We start from the raw sequence: 19190 nt of genomic DNA, 5'->3' as shown, positions 1-19190 counted from the left end.
GGGTGATTCAATCATTTCAAAATAACACGGACGGCTCAATGAGCCGTCCGTGTTATTTTTGATACTGGCCGCCGGATGCCGCCGGGCAGTATCGGCCTTATGCCGATCACCCAGGGGCAGGATCCGGGAGTCCGGGACTGTTATGAACAACCGGTAGTGGTGCCGCAGTCCAGACATACCTTGCAGGTTCCATTCATAACCATGCGGGTCGAAGAGCAGTTGGAGCAAACCGATCCATACAGCTTTTCACCGTTTTCCTCAGCATCCTTGATCAGTGCCTGGGTGGATACCGGAGAGTAGGAAGGTTCCCCAACGGAATCCTCATCTTTTTGAACGCCTCTTAACGGGAATGGCTTATAGGCGGGATGGAAATTGTCCAGTTCATTTTCTTCAGGCTTGACCTGGCATCTGGAGAAATCGCCCATTTCAATATCAATAATCTTGGAAATAAGATCTGAGATGGAAGTCACATGCTTGATGTAGGGATGCTTGGAAACAAAACCATAGGGTTCGTATTTCTGACCTCTGAGCATCTTGGCGATATCCTGAGCCGGGATATGATACTGAAGCATAACGGAGATTGTCTTGGACAGGGAATTGAGCAATCCGGTGATCAGAGTGCCTTCGCGATCCGTGGTCATGAATATCTCGGAAATAGTGCCTTCCGCATCACGATTTACCGTAACGTAGATTTTAACATCTTCTACCTGAGCCGGATGGGTGCGACCGGTACGGACTCCCAGGGGCTTGTTTCGCTTGGAGACCGTCTTCTCAAGGGCATCCTTTGCTTCTTTGGCATAACGCAGCAGTTCTGGGTAGATCAGGTTTTCCAGTTCAGCTTCCGTCATATTGTCTTCCAGGCGGGTGTTCAGCGGCTGAGCAAATTTGGAGCCGTCGCGATAGAGCGAAATACCCTTGACCCCTTTGCGCCAGGCATTGATTGCCACTTCCTTGAAGTCTTCCACAGTGGCATTTTTGGGCAGATTGACGGTTTTGCTGATCGCTCCGGAGACAAGGGGCGTCAGGGCCGCCACCATGAGGACATGTCCGTTGTGGTGGATAAACCGGGTGCCTGTTCCGCAGGTATTTGCCGTGTCAAAGATTGCCAGATGCTCTTCCTTCAGATAAGGCGCTCCTTCGATCTTTCCGTCCAGAATCATGCCGTCCTTTTCCTTGGAGATATAATCAAGAATTGCCTGGGTCTCTTCCGCCGGGTAGCCCAAATTGCCCAAAGCTTCTTCGATGACCGGATTGGCAATCGTCATATAGCCGCCGCCGGACAGCTTCTTGTATACCACATGGGAGAAGAACGGTTCGATGGAGGTAGCTGCGCAATCCATCGCGAAGGAAATCGTTCCGGTCGGGGCGATGACAGAGACCTGGGCATTGCGGTAGCCGTTTTCTGTTCCCAGATTCAGCGCGCTGACCCATTCTTCCTTCAGCGCCTTGGATAATGCCGGCTGCTTGATGCTTGCCAGCAGTTCATGATTTACCTTGAGCGGTTCGTAATTGAGGCCGCTTAAGGGCTCGTTGACCGCACCGGCGACAATGGCGTGATTTTTGATAACCCGGAGCATGTAATCGCGGTTCAGCTGGTAAGCCTCGAAGGGTCCTACCTCCTTAGCCATGAGCGCAGATACAGCATAGCTTCTGCCGGTCAGCAGACCCATGATTCCCGCAGCATAGGAACGGGCTTCATCGGAGTCATAAGGGATGCCGGAAGCCATCAGCAGAGATGCCAGATTGGCAATTCCGAGTCCGGTTGTCCGGAAGACATGTGTCTTGCGGGCGATATCTTCTGTCGGGAACTGACCCCATTGAATGGAAGCTTCCAGGAGCAGCTGAGCCAGGGAAACCATGTGGAGGAATCCTTCGACATCAAATGTGTTGCTGTTGCGGTCAAAGAACCGATACAGGTTAATGGAGGCCAGGTTGCAGCTGGTGTCGTCAAGGAAGGCATACTCGCCGCAGGGGTTGGTGGAATTGAGACGGTTATGCGGTGCCATGTACTGGCCGTCTTCGCCCGCCGGGCAGGTGTGCCAGGCATTGAAGGTATCGGTGTACTGGGGAGCCGGATCGGCGCACTTCCAGGCAGCTTCATTAAATTCATTCCAAAGCTTATCCACTGAAATTTCCCGGTTGACCCGATCATCGATCCGGCCCTTGAGGGTAATGGTTGCATCCGGATTTTTATCCAGATTTACGACCTTTTCCATGAATGCATCAGAAATTCGCAGAGAGTTGTTGGAGTTCTGACCGGAGACCGTTTCATAGGCTTCGCCTTCAAAAGAACCATCGTAGCCCATCTTGGCCAGTGCCCGGACTTTATCCTCTTCTTTCGCTTTCCACTGGATGAACGTTTCAATTTCGGGATGATCGATATCCAGACATACCATTTTAGCAGCCCGGCGAGTCGTGCCGCCGGATTTGATCGCGCCGGCGTTGCGGTCCAGCCCCTTCAAAAAGCTCATCAGTCCGGAGGATACACCGCCGCCGGAAAGTTTCTCACCGGAGGCCCGCAGGGCGGAGAAGTTGGTGCCGGTTCCGGAGCCGCCCTTGAACAGCTTGGTTTCAGATACATACTGTTCAGAGATTGAGTGCGGCCCCAGCAGTTTATCCTCGATGGACAGGATAAAGCAGGCAGAAGCCTGAGTGCGGGAGTAGGCATCTGCTGATGGCACTACCTTCTGCACAATGGGATCATAGTAATAGGTATTGTTTGGATTGCCCGTAATTCCATAGCTCTGCTTCAACCCGGTGTTGAACCACTGCGGGGAGTTGGGAGCGTACATTTGGTTGAGCAGGCCGTATACCAGTTCATCATAAAAAATAGATTTTTGCTCATCTGTGGTCAGGATGCCTTCTTCGACCAGGGCGTCGCGCCAGAAGGCGACCATCCGGTCAGCCACCATTTTCATGGAATTTTCATAGCCCAGGCTGTTATTGACGCCGGCTTTGCGGAAATATTTGGAAGCTATGATGTCGACGGAGTTTTGCGAGTAGAAATCCGGGAATTCCAGGTTTTTCATATCCGTCAGGATACGGCCGGTTTTATAGTCCTTCAGCAGGACATCCCGCTTCGCCCATTTAAACAGATCATAGACTGTTTTTTTCTTGTTTTTTTCCAGTTCCTTGGTAAAATGCCTCTTCAGAATATCGTTTAATCGTTTCATGAGTTTCCTCCGTTATTCGTTCAAGTGTTATTATAATACTATATATTGTGTTTGAGAAGATCTTGAACCACAATAACTAGACTCGCAATCTAATTGCGAAAGACAGGCATGTAGTTGCGAAAGTCATACTAATTCTTGTGTCATATGTAAAACGAATCCAAATTCGGCCCTTGGAGTACGGTTTATTATGTGAACAATAAGAAAGTGCTCGAACACTGGAGACCTTCTATCGAAGGACTCTTAAAGTATGATAATATCATGATAGGACAATCATTCAAAGGAGCTTTCACATGAATTCAAGAGATCAGATCACAGCGCCTTCCTCCTGTTTTGTGGCGGAAGGAGTTCGGCTTTCCGGGCAGGTCAGCCTGGAAGACCACAGCAGCATATGGTATAACGCAGTCCTTCGCGGAGACGGTCCTGTTTCGATCGGAATGTATACCAATATACAGGACCTCTCGATGGTTCACTGTGATCCCAACAAAGAGTTACATATTGGAAATTATGTAACCATAGGCCACCAGGCAATGATTCATAATTTACAAATTGGACACAATTCATTGATTGGTATGGGAGCCATTTTGCTGGATGACGTAATCGTCGGCGAGAACTGCATCGTTGGAGCAGGCAGTCTGGTAACCCAGGGAACCATCATTTCCGACGGCCAGGTGTGGTTCGGTTCACCCGCCAAATATCGCAGAGACATCACATCGGAGGAAGTAGAGGCCAATCGCATCTCAGCCCTCCATTATTCTGAATTAGCAAAGGAGCATCAGCATGAATTATAAACTGGGCGAAGTCAATGAAATGAGCGTCAAGCGGGAAGCCCCGTTCGGCGTGTATCTGGACGCCGGAACCGGCAATACCAGCGATGATGTTCTTCTGCCGGCTGGCAGCATGACACAGAAAGTTGAGCTGGGAGAAATCATCCCGGTCTTCATCTATCGGGATTCCGAAGATCGGATCATTGCCACCATGAAGGAGCCGCTCATCCGAGTGGGAGAAGTAAGAAAACTGAAAGTCGTGGGATCCAATCAAAGTGGTTCCTTTATCAACATCGGCCTGGAACGAGATGTATTTGTTCCAAAGAAAGAACAGAAATATCTCATCGAAACCGGCAAAGAATACTTATTTAAGTTATATGTTGATAAAACGGACCGGCTGTGTGCCACCACCGATGTCAGTGGAGCTCTGGAACTCCCTCCGGAAGGGACATTTGAGCGCAACGATACCGTGACTGCAAGGATTGTCGGCCGTCAGCAGAACGGCGCGCTTCAGGCCGCCATCAATGATACCTACAAAGCGATCCTGTTCAAGGATGAATTTTTCACGGATGTCCAGCCGGGCGATGTGATTGAGGCGAGAATCCTGAAGTTCCTGGATGACGGCAAGCCATCCCTGACTCTGCGCAGTGAACTGAAGAAGGAACGTCAGGATCTGAAGCAGGAAATTCTCAGTGCGCTGCGGGCCGAAGGCGGTTCAATCCCATACAATGACCGCAGCACGCCCGAAGAAATCAAGCAGCGGTTCAATACTTCAAAGAATTATTTCAAAATCGCGCTGGGCAACTTGATGAAGACGGGGAAAGTCTACCAGGACGAAACCGGCACGCACCTGAAGAAGGGAAACGAAGATGATAAGCGTTAAGAATACGGGATTGACACTCGATCAAAAAATGGACAGCATGGTACGTGTTATCAAAGCGCAGGCTGAAGGGGAATCGGATCCGCTGGCACTCGTGTGCAACGCGACCGCAATCATGGAAGCTTATCTGGAGGATATCAACTGGATCGGTTACTATCTGATCCGAAACCAGGAGCTGGTTCTTGGTCCGTTCCAGGGGAAACCGGCCTGCAGCCGGATCAAGATCGGAGAGGGGGTCTGCGGTACTGCTGTCGAACAGAAGAAGAGCATGCGTGTGGCCGATGTGGATGAATTTCCGGGTCATATTGCCTGTGACAGTGCCTCCCGATCTGAAATTGTCGTTCCCGTCTTCTATCAGGGCGAGGTGATCGCTGTCATAGACTGTGACAGTCCCTCCCTGAATCGTTTTTCCGAGAGGGAAGTTCAGGCTCTCGAGCAAATCGCGGAATTCCTGTCCGACCGGATTTACCGGATTCTCCAGTGATCACTGCAAATATCAATTGAAAGCCAAGTCTCGCAAGAGCCATGAATGAACATCATGGATTTTTCGAATCATATCCAGGCCTATTGTGAAGAACAGGTGCCGTCTCCCAAAGCGGGGGAAGGGCACCTGTTCTTCTGTTGGTGGGGAAAAGTAATAATAGGAATGAATCGACCAGCTTTTTAGTATGAGACCAAAAATAAAAAAAGAATGCTGACCTGAGCAAGGCAGCATTCTTGATGGATTTGATGTTAGAATTCGTTATCGGAGTGGTCTTTGTCAAAGATCCGCTCAATGGCTTTGATCAGTTCATTGACTGCCAGCGGGATGAGCGCAAACCCGATGACGATCAGCCAGTCCTTGGGTGGCAGAGCATGAACCCCGAAGGCGTTGGCCAGGAAGGGCACCTCAATCACGACAAGCTGAAGCAGCATTCCCAGGACGATGGAGCCAGCCAGATAGATATTGCTAAACAGACCGACCTGGAATATGCTCTTGATCGGGTTGCGCATGGACAGCGAGTAGAACAGCTGGGACGCAGCCAGGACGACAAAGGCCATGGTTCTGGCATAAACCAGCGCATCATTGTGTTCGAGGTCGGAGGTCATCTGGGAGAAAGGAACTCCGCGTTCCATCAGACCCCAGACAAAAGCACCAAGCGTCAGCAGACCGATGAGGGTACCGCCGATGATTGCACGAACGCCCGCTCCGTTGGAGAAGAAGCTGTCCTTGGGATTTCTCGGCTTTTTCAGCATGGCATCCGGATCGCCTGGATCTACGCCCAGAGAAATCGCCGGGAAGGTATCCGTCACCAGATTGACCCAGAGAATCTGAGTTGCCAGCAGGGGAATGGGCCAGCCCAGAAGGACGGCGAAGAAGATCGAGATGATCTCACCAAGGTTGCAGGACAGGAGGAAGATGACAGCTTTCTTAATGTTGGCATAAATATTTCTGCCTTCTTCGACTGCGCGAACAATCGTGGTGAAGTTGTCATCAGTCAGAATCATATCGGCAGCGCCTTTGCTGACGTCCGTTCCGGTGATGCCCATAGCGACACCGATGTCAGCGAATTTCAGGGACGGTGCGTCATTGACTCCGTCACCGGTCATGGAGACGATGTTGCCATGGCTCTTGAACGCCCGGACAATTTTGACCTTATGTTCCGGTGAGACACGGGCAAAGACACGCCAGTTGTTGATGTTTTCAATGAATTCCGCTTCATCCATTTCTTCAATTTCGGAACCGGTAAGCGCCTGTTCCTTTTTATCCGCGATGCCAAGTTCTTTCGCAATCGCGACAGCGGTGTTTTTATGATCTCCGGTGATCATGATGGTCTTAACGCCGGCCCGCTTGGCGATGGCGACGGAATCCTTGACTTCCAGTCTGGGCGGGTCGATCATGCCGACCATGCCAAGGAATATCAGGTCATGTTCCATTTCTTCAGGTCCAGCCACATGGTCGATGAACTTGTAGGCGGCACCCAGGACACGCAGGGCTTCATTACTCAGGTTCTCCGCTTCGGCCAGATAGGTATCCCGAATCTGGCTGGTCATGGGTACTACTCTGCCATCGACATAGGCTTTGGTGGAGATCTTGAGCAGATTATCCACAGCACCTTTTGTATGGACAACATACCGGTCGTATTCCCGGTTGCAGGTGCTCATGAGTTTTCGATCGGAATCAAACGGCTTTTCGGAAACTCGCGGGAATTCCTTGTTCAAGGCTTCCTTGGTTAATCCGATCCGGTTGCCGTAAACAATAAAGGCAATTTCCGTCGGGTCACCGGTAGTCTGTTCGGGGTTGGCAGTAGCATCGGAGCACAGAACGAAAGATTTAACGAGCATGCGTTCATCTTCATCGGATTCAACTTGATTGATGTCCGCGTCGATCTGGTGCATGTTCTCGTAGGTGTAAGACTTCACGACTGTCATTTTGTTCTGGGTCAGCGTTCCGGTTTTATCAGAACAGATGACATTAACAGAACCTAATGTTTCAACGGAAGGCAGTTTTTTGACAATGGCATTGTTTTTGCTCATTCGGGTAACGCCCAGCGCCAGAACAATCGCGACAATGGCAGGGAGTCCTTCGGGAATGGCTGCGACAGCCAGAGAGATGGCAGTCAGAAGCATGTCTTTGGCTCCGCGATTCTGCAGGATTCCCACAACGAGCATGACACCGGCAACGCCCAGACAGATAAATCCGAGGATTTTTCCGAAATGATCCAGACGCTTCTGCAGTGGGGTCATTTCTTCATTATCTTCTTCCAGAATCTTCGCGATTTTTCCGATTTCAGATTCAACGGCATTGGCAACAACGACACCGACACCGCGGCCGTAGGTGGCAAGAGTGGTCATGAACGCCATGTTCTTACGGTCGCCCAGGGGCAGATTATCCGTATCAGCGACAAAGCTGGCGTATTTTTCCGAAGGTACGGATTCACCGGTCAGGGCGGATTCCTCAATCTGCAGATTGGAGGATTCGATCAGTCGCAGATCCGCCGGAATAAACCGGCCGGCATCGATTTCGACGATATCGCCGGGTACAATTTCCTGTGAGTCGACTTCAACGACCTGCCCGTTGCGGCGAACATAAGCCCGCGGCGTGGTGAGCTTCTTGAGGGCTTCCATGGCCTGCTCGGCCTTGTTTTCCTGGAAAACGCCGATGACAGCATTCAGGAGTACGACGACGATAATAATGACGGCTTCGGCATAGTCGCCCATGAAGGCGGATAAAACCGTGGCGGCAAGCAGGATATAGATCATCGTATCCTGAAGCTGCGCGAGGAACATCGACAGGATCGATTTCCGCTTCTGCTCGGGCAGACGGTTGTAACCGTACTGTTCAAGCCGTTTGGCCACTTCTTCGCTGGAGAGACCTTGTTCAAGGTCGACATTCAGCTCCGACAGGACCTGTTCTGTGGATTTGTTAAACCACATGCTGTTCTTCACCTCTTTCAACTGATTTGTGACTCATCTGAAAACACAATAACTGTATTTTAACACGATGTAGTAATTAATACCATATTAAAGTGTAATTTTTATCATCAACATTCGGGGCGGCGAAGGGCTCTCAATCCTTCATCCAGGCCCTCCAGGTGACATCGGAGGGCATTTTCCAGTCTCCTCGGGGGGACAGCGCGACGGAACCGACCTTGGGACCATCGGGCAATGCGGAGCGCTTGAACTGATTGGTGAAAAACCGTCGGATGAACACGTTCAGCCAGTGATGGATGATGTCGCTGGAATAGCGGTCCCGGAATGCGTGGCCAGCCAGAAAGGCGATTTTTTCCGGGGTTGCCCCGTAGCGCATCATATGGTACAGGAAGAAATCATGCAGCTCATATGGTCCGATCAGATCTTCGGTTTTCTGAGCGATTTCACCATTCTGAGCTTTCGGCAGCAGTTCCGGTGATATCGGAGTATCCAGGATGTCTTCCAGAATCCGGCGAACCGATTCAGGGGATTCATGGACGGCCGCGTAGCGTACCAGATAGCGAACCAGAGTCTTGGGAACGGAGGCATTGACACCATACATGCTCATGTGGTCGCCATTGTAGGTTGCCCAGCCCAGGGCCAGTTCGGATAAATCACCGGTTCCCACCACAATCCCGCCTTCCTTGTTTGCCAGATCCATCAGAATCTGAGTCCGCTCGCGTGCCTGGGTATTTTCATAGGTGGCGTCGTGCTGGGCCGGATCATGTCCGATATCCCGGAAGTGCTGCAGAGAGGCCTCCACAATGTTGATCTCCCTCAGATCGGTTCCCATTTCCCGGCACAGGCTGATGGCATTCTGATACGTCCGGTCCGTGGTCCCGAAGCCCGGCATGGTAACGGTAAGGATGGCAGATGGGTCCGCTCCGTTGATTCGCAGGGCTTTCTGGATGACCAGAAGAGCGAGGGTCGAATCCAGACCGCCGGAAATGCCGATGACGCAGTGGTTGGTTCCGATGGCCCGAAGCCGCTTGGCCAGCCCATGGGCCTGAATGGCAAAGATCTCCCGGCACCGCCGGACCATATCGGAATCATCTCGCGGAATAAACGGCGTGGGATCCACCGGGCGGTCAAACCCGGTCAGGTCCGGTTGGACCAGATCAAAGGAAACCGTCTGATAAGTGGTTCGGGCCACGCTGTCCGCCATGCTGGTGGAGCGCCGACGTTCATTGTTCAGCCGGTCGGCATCAATCCAGCCATGAATCCATTCGCTGTCCAGCTGAAACCGCTCGTTTTCCGCCAGAATCACGCCGTTTTCAGCAATAAGCAGGTGTCCTGAGAACACCACATCCGTCGAGGATTCATGAACCCCGGTGGAAGCATAAAGGTAGGCTCCCAGTAGCCGGGCACTCTGATTCTGGATTAAGCTGCGGCGATAGTCTGACTTTGCAATGAGTTCATTGGACGCTGACAGGTTCAAAATCACCTGGGCACCGGCCAGCGCGAGATCCGTCGATGGGGGAGACGGTGCCCAAAGATCCTCGCACAGCTCGATGCCCAAGGTGACTCCCTGGCTCTGGAACAACAGGCGGCCAAACGGAATCTCATCCGCACCCCAGGAAATGGACTGGATTGGTTCAGCCAGTTCAGCCGGTGAAAACCAGCGCTTTTCGTAAAATTCATTGGAATTGGGCAGATAACTTTTGGGGACGATTCCCAGGATCCGGCCATTCTGCATGGCAACGGCACAGTTGTAGAGACGACTGCCAATCCGGATCGGAGCGCCGACAGCAAAAAACAGATTGCTCCCTGATGAGGCTTTCCGAATTTTGTTCAAGGCCAGATCCGATTCCTCCAGGAGCTGATCCTGTAAGAACAAATCTCCGCAGGTGTATCCCGTGACGCAGAGCTCAGGAAATACTGCGACCGATATTTTCTTCTCATTCAGTTGTTCCAGCAGGGTTATAATTTCCGCTGCATTGGCAGCCGGGTTGGCCACAGATACTTTAGAACAGACAGCAGCTGCTTTTAAAAAATTCATTGTTCACCTCGATTACGGCGGAACCTTCCGCCCGTGTATCCTACTCCATTTCATTATATAGCATCCTGCTCTGACTAGGTCACTCACCAGACGAAAAGAACCAGCCTTCGGACGAAAAGAACCAGCCTTCGGACGAAAAGAACCAGCCTTCGGACGAAAACAACCGTCTTTGGGCGAAAAAGTAGCAGGCGCTGGATGGAAGCAAGCAGGGTTCTGAACATAACGAAACCGTCGCCGAACGGTATGAAGCGGCCAGGGGGAGCGAAGCGCCTGTCGGAAAGCTGATGGGAAGGAGTGATTTACTGAATCACGGTTGGATTCAGCGCGGCATTTCACAGCTTGACCCGCAGATCACGGCGGATGACTGGCTGTTCCTGCAGCCTCATTCGCTCGCTCCTTGTGCTTTTCCGACGGCACAACCTGACGAACCTTGATGGTATCACGGGAAAGGCTTGGGCCATCCGGGGATTTGGTCTGAATCCGGATTCAAATGGAGTCGTTGGGGAAGTTGCTTTCTATGATCTGAATCTATTGGATAAAATCAGTCATTCAGGCAAAATGTGAAAAGAATAAGGTATGTACCGAACGATTAACGAAGATTAGTGGTTTAATGTTGATCTACAGACGATTATTTAATATGATTAATGTGTTAATAGTTCGCTATGTTAAGGAGGAAATCATGCAGGAGCATTTCGAGGTGTATGTCGAAAAAAAACCGGGTCTGGAGATCCAAAGCGACGCCCTGACCAGGGAGTTAAATGATTCCGGATTATGCCGCGGGCGGGTTCGAGTCATTAATCGATATTTAATGGCCAACCTTTCAAAAGATGAGTATCGTGATTCCATATATAAAGTTTTTGCCGACAAGAATGCCGATCAGATCTATTTCTCTTTGGAGGAAGCGGCACAAAACAATCCATATCTCATCACCGAGCTGCTGCCGGGTCAGTTCGACATGAGAGCCAATGCGGCAGAAGAATGTCTGCAGCTGATTTATGGAAATTTCAACGCGAAAGTGAAATTTCAAACTCTGATTGTTTTTGGCGAAGAGCTGACGGCCGAGCAGCGCGCAGCCATCCGAAAAACGCTGATTAATCCAGTGGAAATGCGGGAAGGCAGTCTGGCTGCTGCATTCCAGGATTCTCTGCCGGATCGCAATCTTCCCTCTGTCTATGCCGGCTTCAGCAAACTGGATGAGTCCGGACTGAAGGAATTTTATGACAGCCGCCAGCTGGCCATGAGTCTGGCTGATCTGGCCTGCATTCAGGAATACTTCCTGGCTGAAGGACGCGATCCCAACGAAACGGAACTTAAGGTGCTGGATACCTACTGGTCGGATCACTGCCGGCATACGACGTTCCAGACTGAACTGACCGGCGTCGAGTTCCTTCCGGGAACCGAGCAGGAAGAGGCAGCCTATCAAATGTACTGTGCTCTGCGTGAGAAACTGGGCAGGGCCAGCCGGCCGCAGACGCTGATGGAACTGGCCACCATCGGGACAAAGGCGCTGAAAGCATCCGGCCAGGTGACGGATCTGGATGAGTCAGAAGAAATCAACGCCTGCAGCATCATTCGCTCCCTCCGCACAGAGGAAGGTACAGAACCTACCATTATTCAGTTCAAGAACGAAACCCATAATCATCCGACTGAAATCGAACCCTTCGGCGGGGCGGCAACCTGCCTGGGTGGAGCAATCCGGGATCCTCTGGCCGGTCGGGCTTATGTCTATCAGGCCATGCGCGTCACCGGGGCAATGGATCCGACGCAGGATCCGGCTCAGACATTGGCCGGCAAGCTGCCGCAGAAGACCATTTCCCTTCAGGCGGCTCGCGGCTACTCCAGCTATGGCAATCAGATCGGTCTGGCAGCAGGGGTAGTTCATGAAATTTACCATCCCGGGTATGTAGCGAAACGCATGGAAGTGGGTGCTGTCATTGGATCCGCACCCGTTCACAGTGTGGTTCGCAAACAGCCCCAGGCCGGCGATGTCGTTCTTCTGGTCGGCGGTCGGACCGGACGCGACGGAGTTGGTGGTGCCACCGGTTCTTCCAAGAGCCATGACGTGACCTCCATGGAAACCTCCGGAGCTGAAGTCCAAAAGGGAAATGCTCCCACCGAGCGCAAGCTCCAGCGTCTGCTGCGCAACGATGCAGCGCGCCGTCTCATCAAGCGCTGCAATGACTTTGGTGCCGGCGGCGTCAGCGTTGCCGTGGGCGAACTGGCTGAAGGCCTGGCCATCGATCTGGATCAGGTGCCATTGAAGTATCAGGGACTGACCGCCACCGAAACAGCGGTCTCAGAATCTCAGGAACGAATGGCCATGGTCATCACACCGGCTGATCTTGCTGAATTCACCGGCTATCTGGACCAGGAAAACCTCGAATCTGCCGTCATTGCAACGGTGACGGACGACGCCCGGCTGGTGATGAACTGGCGTGGTCAGACCGTCGTCGATCTCAAGCGCAGTTTTCTTGACTCGGCCGGTGCCAGTCAGTATCAGGCGGTTGTCATTGAACCGGCAGGTCTGCTCCCCGGCGAAGCCTCGGGTGAATTGACCCGGGAACGAATTCTGACCGAACTGGATCAGCTGAATAACCAAAGTCAGAAAAGCCTCCACGAACTGTTCGACTCCACCAATGGATGTGCCACAGTCACTCTGCCTTATGGCGGACGTGATCAGGAGACCGAAGCGTCTCACATGGCAGCGCTTATTCCGGTCGGCGATGCCGTATCCAGGGATGCCAGCGTCATGACCTACGGCTTTGATCCTTTCGTTTCTCAGGCAGATCAGTTCAAAGGAGCCTATCTGGCCGTCGTTGAATCATTGGGCAAGATGGCGGCTTCCGGAGCCGGAATTGACAACGCCAGACTGTCTTTTCAGGAATATTTCCAAAAGCTGGGCAACTCGGCGGTCACTTGGGGCAAGCCCATGAAATCGCTGCTGGGGGCATTGAAGGCTCAGCTGGATTTCGGAACGCCGGCGATTGGCGGAAAAGATTCCATGAGCGGCACCTTTGGTGAGATCCATGTTCCGCCCACGCTGATTTCCTTTGCGGTAAACACGATGCCGGGAGAACGGGTTCTGTCCAACGCACTGAAGGGCAGCGGCATCCTGTACCAGGTGGTGACTACCAGGGCCGATGGATACCCCGAGGCGCCACAGTTGCTGGCAGCTTCCCGGCTGATTCAGGCAGCCAATGAACAGAATATGATTCTGGCCTGTGACACCACCGCCCGCGGCAGCGTGATGACGCTGCTCAACATGGCCTGGGGCAACCAGGCCGGGATGGACGTCACCTTGATTAAACCGTACTTTGAACGCCGGCCAGCCGACTTCCTGCTGGAAATCGACCCGGCTCTGGAAGCTCAATGGCTTGTCCTGGCGTCTTCTTATGACATTCAGCCCCAGCGCCTGGGCACTGCGAATCCTTCAGGCAGACTGTGCCTCAACGGAATCGAACTCACCGCGGCTGAAACCCGCGAAGCGGCTCACCGGAGGCTGAGTCCTGTTTTCCGCCGCAGCCGCAAAGATGGCGACGCGGTCGAAAACCTCGCCGGCCCGAAGGTCGCTCCTTCGGATCCAGCACCTGCAGCCATGGAGTGCCCCAGGGTTCTGATTACCGTGTTCCCCGGGTCCAACTGCGAGTACGACCTGGCCAGAGCATTCCGCAAGGCAGGAGCCGATCCGTCAGTGTTTGTCTTCCGCAACCGCGATCAGGCAGACATCCGGCAATCGGTCGGGGACCTGGCCCGCGAGATTCGCCGGAGCCAGATTCTCATGATTCCCGGCGGCTTCTCCGCAGGCGATGAACCGGACGGATCGGGCAAATTCATTGCCAACGTCCTGCGCAATCCGGAAATCGCCTCAGCCATTGAAGATCTGCTGGAGGTTCGCCAGGGACTGATTCTGGGTATCTGCAACGGATTCCAGGCTTTGGTCCGGCTGGGCCTGCTCCCGTACGGCCGCATCGTCGAGCCGCGAGAAGACATGCCGATGCTCGCTTCCAACGAGATCGGACGACATATGGACACCATTTCCAGAGTTCGCGTTGCCTCCAACGCTTCCCCCTGGCTTGCCTATGTCCGGCCGGGTGAAGTGTTCTCGGTGCCGATCTCTCACGGAGAAGGACGGTTCATGGCTCCCTCAGACGTACTGGAGCAATTAAAACAGAACGGTCAGATCATCACTCAGTACTGCGATCCATCAGGAAATGCGACCATGGCCCAGCCCCACAATCCCAACGGATCACTGCTGGCCATCGAAGGCATTATTTCCCCCAATGGCCGTGTCCTGGGTAAGATGGGGCACAATGAACGCTGGCAGGAAGGCCTGTTCCGGAACTATCCCGGAGAGTTTGACATGAAACTGTTCCAGGCCGGTGTGGATTATTTCAGACGAAAGTAAGAGTTATCCCGGAAGACGAAAACCGGGGGAATATAGCTGCTGTGATCCGAATCGGATTGACGAAAAAGAACATACAGGAGAGGTAATTGATGAAAGTTGGAATCATTTTTGGAAGCCGGTCCGATCAGGACATCATGAAAAAAGCCTATGACATCCTCACAGACCTGGGGATCGAAAGTGAAAGCTACGTGCTGTCAGCCCATCGCGTGCCTGAACAGCTCCATGCCACCATCCGGCGGCTGGAAGAAGAGGGGACGGAAGTATTTATCGCCGGAGCCGGTCTGGCGGCCCATCTGCCGGGAGTGATCGCATCGCTCACGGTCAAGCCGGTCATCGGAGTCCCGCTCAAGGGAGCCCTGGAAGGACTGGATGCTCTCCTGTCCATCGTCCAGATGCCGAAGCAGATTCCGGTAGCGACCGTTGGCATTAACAATGCCGCCAACGCCGGCATGCTGGCGGCTCAGATCCTGGGAGTCAAGTACCCCGAGGTCGCTCAGCGGCTGAATGACTATCGCAGTTCAATGAAAGAGAACTTTTTAAAAGAAAATAACGGAAAGGTGGAATATTAATCATGGCAAAGAAACTGGAGCAGCTCTACGAGGGAAAAGCCAAGAAGGTTTACGCAAGCGACAAGGAAGATCTCGTTGTCATTCATTATAAAGATGACGCGACGGCATTCAACGGCGAGAAGAAAGGTCAGATTGAAGACAAGGGAGTGTTGAACAATTCCATTACTTCAGCCATTTTCACCATGCTGAACGAAAGTGGGATTCCGACGCATTTTGTGGAACAGCTCAATGAACGGGAACAGCTTTGTAAAAAAGTCCGGATTATCCCGCTGGAAGTTATCGTCCGCAATCTGGCGGCGGGCTCCATGGCCAAGCGCCTCGGTCTGGTCGAGGGCAGAGAACTTCTGACCACGGTCTTTGAGCTCAGCTACAAGGATGACTCCCTGGGCGATCCGCTGATCAACGATTATCATGCCATTGCCATTGGAGCGGCTACCCGCGAGGAGCTGGATGCCATCTACGCCCTCACCGCGAAAATCAATGAAATTCTGAAAGCTTTCTTCCTGGAACAGAATGTGATTCTGGTCGATTTCAAGCTTGAATTCGGCAAGGACAGCCAGGGCAACATCATACTCGCCGACGAGATTTCTCCGGATACCTGCCGGTTCTGGGATGCCGTTACCCGCGAAAAGCTCGATAAAGACCGGTTCCGGCGCGACCTGGGCAACGTCAGGGAAGCGTATGTGGAAATGCTCGGACGCATTACAAAGAAGGTATCCAGATGATTTTTCTCAACAAAGAAGATGATGATAAACTGCACGAGGAGTGCGGCGTCTTTGGAATCAATTCCTTTTCCGGCCGGGATGTCGCGGAGAAAGTTTACTACGGACTGTATGCCCTCCAGCACCGCGGTCAGGAGTCGGCGGGAATCGCCAGCAATCTCAACGGCGAAATTCTTTTAAAGAAAAGCATGGGCCTGGTTCAGGATGTTTTCAACAACCATGACATCCAGGAACTGCGCGGAGATATCGCCATCGGTCATGTGCGCTACTCCACCAGCGGCGAATCCAGCGTCATCAACGCGCAGCCCCTGGTGGGAAAATCCCGCCTGGGCCAGATGTGCATCGCCCATAACGGAACTCTGGTAAATGCCGGAATTCTGCGTGAACTGCTCGAAGATTCCGGAACCATGTTCCAGACCACCATCGATTCCGAAGTGATTCTGAACCTGATTGTCCGCAGCGGCAACAAGGATCTGATCCGAAGCCTGAAGGAAACGCTGAATGTCATCAAAGGAGCGTTTGCCCTGACTATGACGATGGGCGAATATCTGATCGGAATCCGGGATCCCTACGGCATCCGCCCGCTGATTCTGGGAAAGACGGAAGACAATTACGTTCTGGCATCTGAATCCTGCGCCCTTGACGTCATTGGTGCCCGGATCGTTCGCGACATTGAGCCGGGCGAAATGGTCATTATTGAGAAGGATCAGGTCACATCCATCAAATACTCCGAAAAGACCCAGCACCGCGTGTGTTCCTTTGAATACATCTATTTCGCCCGGCCCGATTCGACTATGGACGGCGTCAGCGTTTACGATGCCCGACTGCGCATGGGTGCCACCCTGTATGATGAGCATCCCGTGGAAGCGGATCTGGTCATCGGCGTGCCCGACTCAGGCATAGCTGCCGCCCTCGGCTTTTCCAGACATTCCGGCATTCCGTTCGACACCGGATTTGTCAAAAATAAATACATCGGCCGTACCTTCATCGCCCCCTCTCAGGAATTGAGAGAGAAAGCAGTCAACATTAAGCTCAATGCCATGCGTAGTGTCGTGGAAGGCAAACGAGTGGTGCTGATCGATGATTCCATCGTGCGCGGAACCACCAGCCGCAAACTCATTGAAACCCTGCGCTTTGCCGGAGCCAGGGAGATCCATTTCCGGGTATCCTCGCCCATGGTGCAGCATCCCTGCTACTTTGGCATCGATACGCCCTACCGCGAACACCTGATTGCCGCCGTGAAGTCCAAGGAAGAGATTCGTCAGGAAATCGGAGCTGACTCCCTGGAATTTATCTCCGAACCGGGGCTGCTTAAAGCGCTGGATCATGATAATGGCTACTGCACCGGCTGTTTCTCCGGTATTTATCCCATGTCGATCCCGCAGGAAGAAGAGTAGCCGGCAGTCTGTCGTCAAGGCAGGCAGAGAATTAGGCAGGGAACAGGCAGACAGGCTGTCATTCAGGGATGAAAACAGGAAGTCATTAAGGTATGGAAAACACTCAGATCAACCGAATGTATGAATCATAAAGGGCCATCTGGGCAACCATTTGAAAAATGAGAGGGGAAGACTATGACAGATTATAAATCAGCAGGCGTGGATATTCACGAGGGATACCGGACGGTCGAGAAAATCAAGGCGTATGCCAAGCGGACACTTAACCCGGACGTGCTGTCCGTGTTAGGTTCTTTCGGAGCGTTTATGCGGATTCCGGCAGGATATAAAAAACCCGTGCTGGTATCAGGGACAGATGGGGTAGGAACCAAGCTCAAGATCGCCTTTGCCATGGATCGGTATGATACCATCGGCATCGACGCGGTGGCGATGTGCGTCAATGACATTTTATGCCACGGCGCCCGGCCGATGTTTTTCCTGGATTACCTGGCATGCGGCAAGCTGGATTCCAATGTAGCGGCGGATATTGTCAAAGGCGTGTCGGATGGCTGCCTCATGGGCAATCTCGCTCTGGTGGGCGGTGAAACCGCCGAAATGCCGGGCTTTTACGAGCCGGGAGAATATGATATTGCCGGGTTCTGTGTTGGCGTGGTGGAAGAAGATGAGATCATTGACGGCCGGGATATTCAGGCCGGGGACGTTCTGATCGGACTGCCCTCATCCGGATTCCACTCCAATGGCTATTCCCTGGTACGCAAGCTCTTTACGGATCTGTCCGAGCCATTCCAGGGCAAAACCATGGGCGAGGTTCTGCTGACGCCAACCCGGATTTATGTCAAGTCCGTCCAAGCTCTCCTGGAAAAGGTGAAAGTCCATGGCATGGCCCATATTACCGGCGGCGGTTTCATTGAGAATATCCCCCGGATGTTCCATGACGATCGCTTCCAGGCAGTGGTTGACACCAAAAGCTATGAGGTGCCAGAACTCTTTATGGAGGCGATCCGCCGCGGGGCGGATGAAAAATCCATTTACAACACGTTCAACATGGGCATCGGCTTTACACTGTGCGTCGCCCCGGAAGCCGTGGAGGAAGCACTGGCCATCCTGTCCGCCCAGGGCGAAGCACCGGTCGTTCTGGGCCGGGTGGAGCTTCGCGGTGAGGCGGAGGAAGCCATATGCCTGCAGTAAAGCCCCGCGCCCGGGTTATGGTCCTGACTTCGGGTTCCGGAACGAACATGGAAGCCGTAGTGAAATTCAGTCTGGAGCCTGACGCACCCTATGAAGTGGTCAAAGTCCTGTCGGACCGGCCCTGCGCGGCGCTGGAGAAAGCCAGTCGCTATGGGATTCCCACAGCCGAGCTGAACCGGCATGAACCGGAGTTCCATGATCGCTTAGCCCGGGAAACGGCGGATGCCGATGTCATCGTACTGGCCGGCTATCTCTCGATTATGCGAAGAGATCTGGTCCGTCAGTTTGAGGGCCGGCTGATCAATATCCATCCCTCCCTGCTGCCCAAGTTTGGCGGGAGGGGCATGTATGGCATCCATGTGCATGAAGCGGTCCTGGAAGCCAAAGAGACAGAATCCGGCTGCACCTGTCATCAGGTCAGTGAAGCCGTGGATCAGGGACCGATCCTGGTCCAGAAGAAAGTCGCGGTTTTGCCGACGGACAATCCCAGAGACCTGCAGGTTCGAATATTGCCATTGGAACATCAGTGCCTGGTGGAAGGACTGCTCCAGGTTGTCAGAAATCTTGGAACCTCCTCGGGCGGTTCAACGGAAGAAGAGAATCAGGGAATCGTGAATCAGAACACAGAAGGGGAAAAATAAGC

General features: G+C 52.9%; 12 protein-coding genes. 9 read left to right on the top strand and 3 right to left on the bottom strand.

Going from position 1 to position 19190, the window contains the following annotated elements; all coding sequences use genetic code 11:
- Nucleotides 1-140: 140 nt before the first annotated feature.
- Entirely contained in the window at nucleotides 141-3173 is a 3033-nt protein-coding gene (locus NQU17_06220) for a vitamin B12-dependent ribonucleotide reductase (protein UUM13150.1), read from the bottom strand.
- Nucleotides 3174-3463: 290 nt separating this feature from the next.
- Here NQU17_06220 and NQU17_06215 point away from each other — a divergent pair, with 290 nt between their 5' ends.
- From NQU17_06215 to NQU17_06205, 3 genes are read left to right on the top strand one after another with little or no spacing between them, the layout of a single operon-like run.
- A complete protein-coding gene (locus NQU17_06215) occupies nucleotides 3464-3961 on the top strand; it encodes a gamma carbonic anhydrase family protein (protein ID UUM13149.1) in 498 nt (165 codons plus the stop codon).
- The gene (locus tag NQU17_06210) at nucleotides 3951-4820 is read left to right on the top strand and encodes a S1-like domain-containing RNA-binding protein (GenBank protein ID UUM13148.1); all 870 of its coding nucleotides are present in this window, start codon (nucleotides 3951-3953) and stop codon (nucleotides 4818-4820) included. Before NQU17_06215 ends, NQU17_06210 begins: the two co-directional genes overlap by 11 nt.
- A 37-nt stretch (nucleotides 4821-4857) precedes the next feature.
- Nucleotides 4858-5301, top strand: coding sequence for a GAF domain-containing protein (locus NQU17_06205; GenBank protein UUM13147.1), 444 nt, complete (start codon nucleotides 4858-4860; stop codon nucleotides 5299-5301).
- A gap of 248 nt (nucleotides 5302-5549) precedes the next feature.
- Here the strand turns inward: NQU17_06205 and NQU17_06200 are convergent, their stop codons facing one another.
- On the bottom strand, nucleotides 5550-8234 hold the full coding sequence (locus NQU17_06200; GenBank protein UUM13146.1) for a cation-translocating P-type ATPase: 2685 nt from the start codon (nucleotides 8232-8234) through the stop codon (nucleotides 5550-5552).
- 133 nt (nucleotides 8235-8367) lie between these two features.
- Complete coding sequence (locus NQU17_06195) at nucleotides 8368-10269, bottom strand: NAD(+) synthase (GenBank protein UUM13145.1); 1902 nt, start codon at nucleotides 10267-10269, stop codon at nucleotides 8368-8370.
- 679 nt (nucleotides 10270-10948) lie between these two features.
- Here NQU17_06195 and NQU17_06190 point away from each other — a divergent pair.
- The 6 genes from NQU17_06190 to NQU17_06165 all read left to right on the top strand — a co-directional run bounded on the left by NQU17_06190 (nucleotide 10949) and on the right by NQU17_06165 (nucleotide 19188).
- Nucleotides 10949-14674, top strand: coding sequence for a phosphoribosylformylglycinamidine synthase (locus tag NQU17_06190; GenBank protein ID UUM13144.1), 3726 nt, complete (start codon nucleotides 10949-10951; stop codon nucleotides 14672-14674).
- 89 nt (nucleotides 14675-14763) lie between these two features.
- Nucleotides 14764-15243: a 5-(carboxyamino)imidazole ribonucleotide mutase gene (gene purE, locus NQU17_06185; GenBank protein ID UUM13143.1), complete on the top strand. Its 480-nt coding sequence runs from the start codon at nucleotides 14764-14766 to the stop codon at nucleotides 15241-15243.
- 2 nt (nucleotides 15244-15245) lie between these two features.
- Nucleotides 15246-15968 (top strand): phosphoribosylaminoimidazolesuccinocarboxamide synthase, encoded by a 723-nt coding sequence (locus tag NQU17_06180; protein ID UUM13142.1) that lies wholly within the window; start codon nucleotides 15246-15248, stop codon nucleotides 15966-15968.
- Nucleotides 15965-17362 (top strand): amidophosphoribosyltransferase, encoded by a 1398-nt coding sequence (gene purF / locus NQU17_06175; protein ID UUM13141.1) that lies wholly within the window; start codon nucleotides 15965-15967, stop codon nucleotides 17360-17362. The genes NQU17_06180 and purF overlap by 4 nt, the downstream gene beginning before the upstream one ends.
- 174 nt (nucleotides 17363-17536) lie before the next feature.
- Nucleotides 17537-18547, top strand: coding sequence for a phosphoribosylformylglycinamidine cyclo-ligase (gene purM, locus NQU17_06170; protein UUM13140.1), 1011 nt, complete (start codon nucleotides 17537-17539; stop codon nucleotides 18545-18547).
- Nucleotides 18535-19188: a phosphoribosylglycinamide formyltransferase gene (locus tag NQU17_06165; GenBank protein UUM13139.1), complete on the top strand. Its 654-nt coding sequence runs from the start codon at nucleotides 18535-18537 to the stop codon at nucleotides 19186-19188. The genes purM and NQU17_06165 overlap by 13 nt, the downstream gene beginning before the upstream one ends.
- Nucleotides 19189-19190 lie beyond the last annotated feature (2 nt).

The sequence above is a fragment of the Clostridiaceae bacterium HFYG-1003 genome, from assembly GCA_024579835.1.
Taxonomy (GTDB): Bacteria; Bacillota; Clostridia; order Clostridiales; family Clostridiaceae; genus JG1575.
The sequence above is the reverse complement of the archived record's forward strand: the minus strand, read 5'-3'. Positions and strand labels throughout refer to the sequence as shown.

What these genes read in the sequence shown, in the direction of transcription:
- NQU17_06220 (UUM13150.1), bottom strand. Translation starts at nt 3,173, where the DNA reads ATGAAACGATTAAACGATATTCTGAAGAGGCATTTTACCAAGGAACTG.
- NQU17_06215 (UUM13149.1), top strand. Translation starts at nt 3,464, where the DNA reads ATGAATTCAAGAGATCAGATCACAGCGCCTTCCTCCTGTTTTGTGGCG.
- NQU17_06210 (UUM13148.1), top strand. Translation starts at nt 3,951, where the DNA reads ATGAATTATAAACTGGGCGAAGTCAATGAAATGAGCGTCAAGCGGGAA.
- NQU17_06205 (UUM13147.1), top strand. Translation starts at nt 4,858, where the DNA reads ATGGTACGTGTTATCAAAGCGCAGGCTGAAGGGGAATCGGATCCGCTG.
- NQU17_06200 (UUM13146.1), bottom strand. Translation starts at nt 8,234, where the DNA reads ATGTGGTTTAACAAATCCACAGAACAGGTCCTGTCGGAGCTGAATGTC.
- NQU17_06195 (UUM13145.1), bottom strand. Translation starts at nt 10,269, where the DNA reads ATGAATTTTTTAAAAGCAGCTGCTGTCTGTTCTAAAGTATCTGTGGCC.
- NQU17_06190 (UUM13144.1), top strand. Translation starts at nt 10,949, where the DNA reads ATGCAGGAGCATTTCGAGGTGTATGTCGAAAAAAAACCGGGTCTGGAG.
- purE (UUM13143.1), top strand. Translation starts at nt 14,764, where the DNA reads ATGAAAGTTGGAATCATTTTTGGAAGCCGGTCCGATCAGGACATCATG.
- NQU17_06180 (UUM13142.1), top strand. Translation starts at nt 15,246, where the DNA reads ATGGCAAAGAAACTGGAGCAGCTCTACGAGGGAAAAGCCAAGAAGGTT.
- purF (UUM13141.1), top strand. Translation starts at nt 15,965, where the DNA reads ATGATTTTTCTCAACAAAGAAGATGATGATAAACTGCACGAGGAGTGC.
- purM (UUM13140.1), top strand. Translation starts at nt 17,537, where the DNA reads ATGACAGATTATAAATCAGCAGGCGTGGATATTCACGAGGGATACCGG.
- NQU17_06165 (UUM13139.1), top strand. Translation starts at nt 18,535, where the DNA reads ATGCCTGCAGTAAAGCCCCGCGCCCGGGTTATGGTCCTGACTTCGGGT.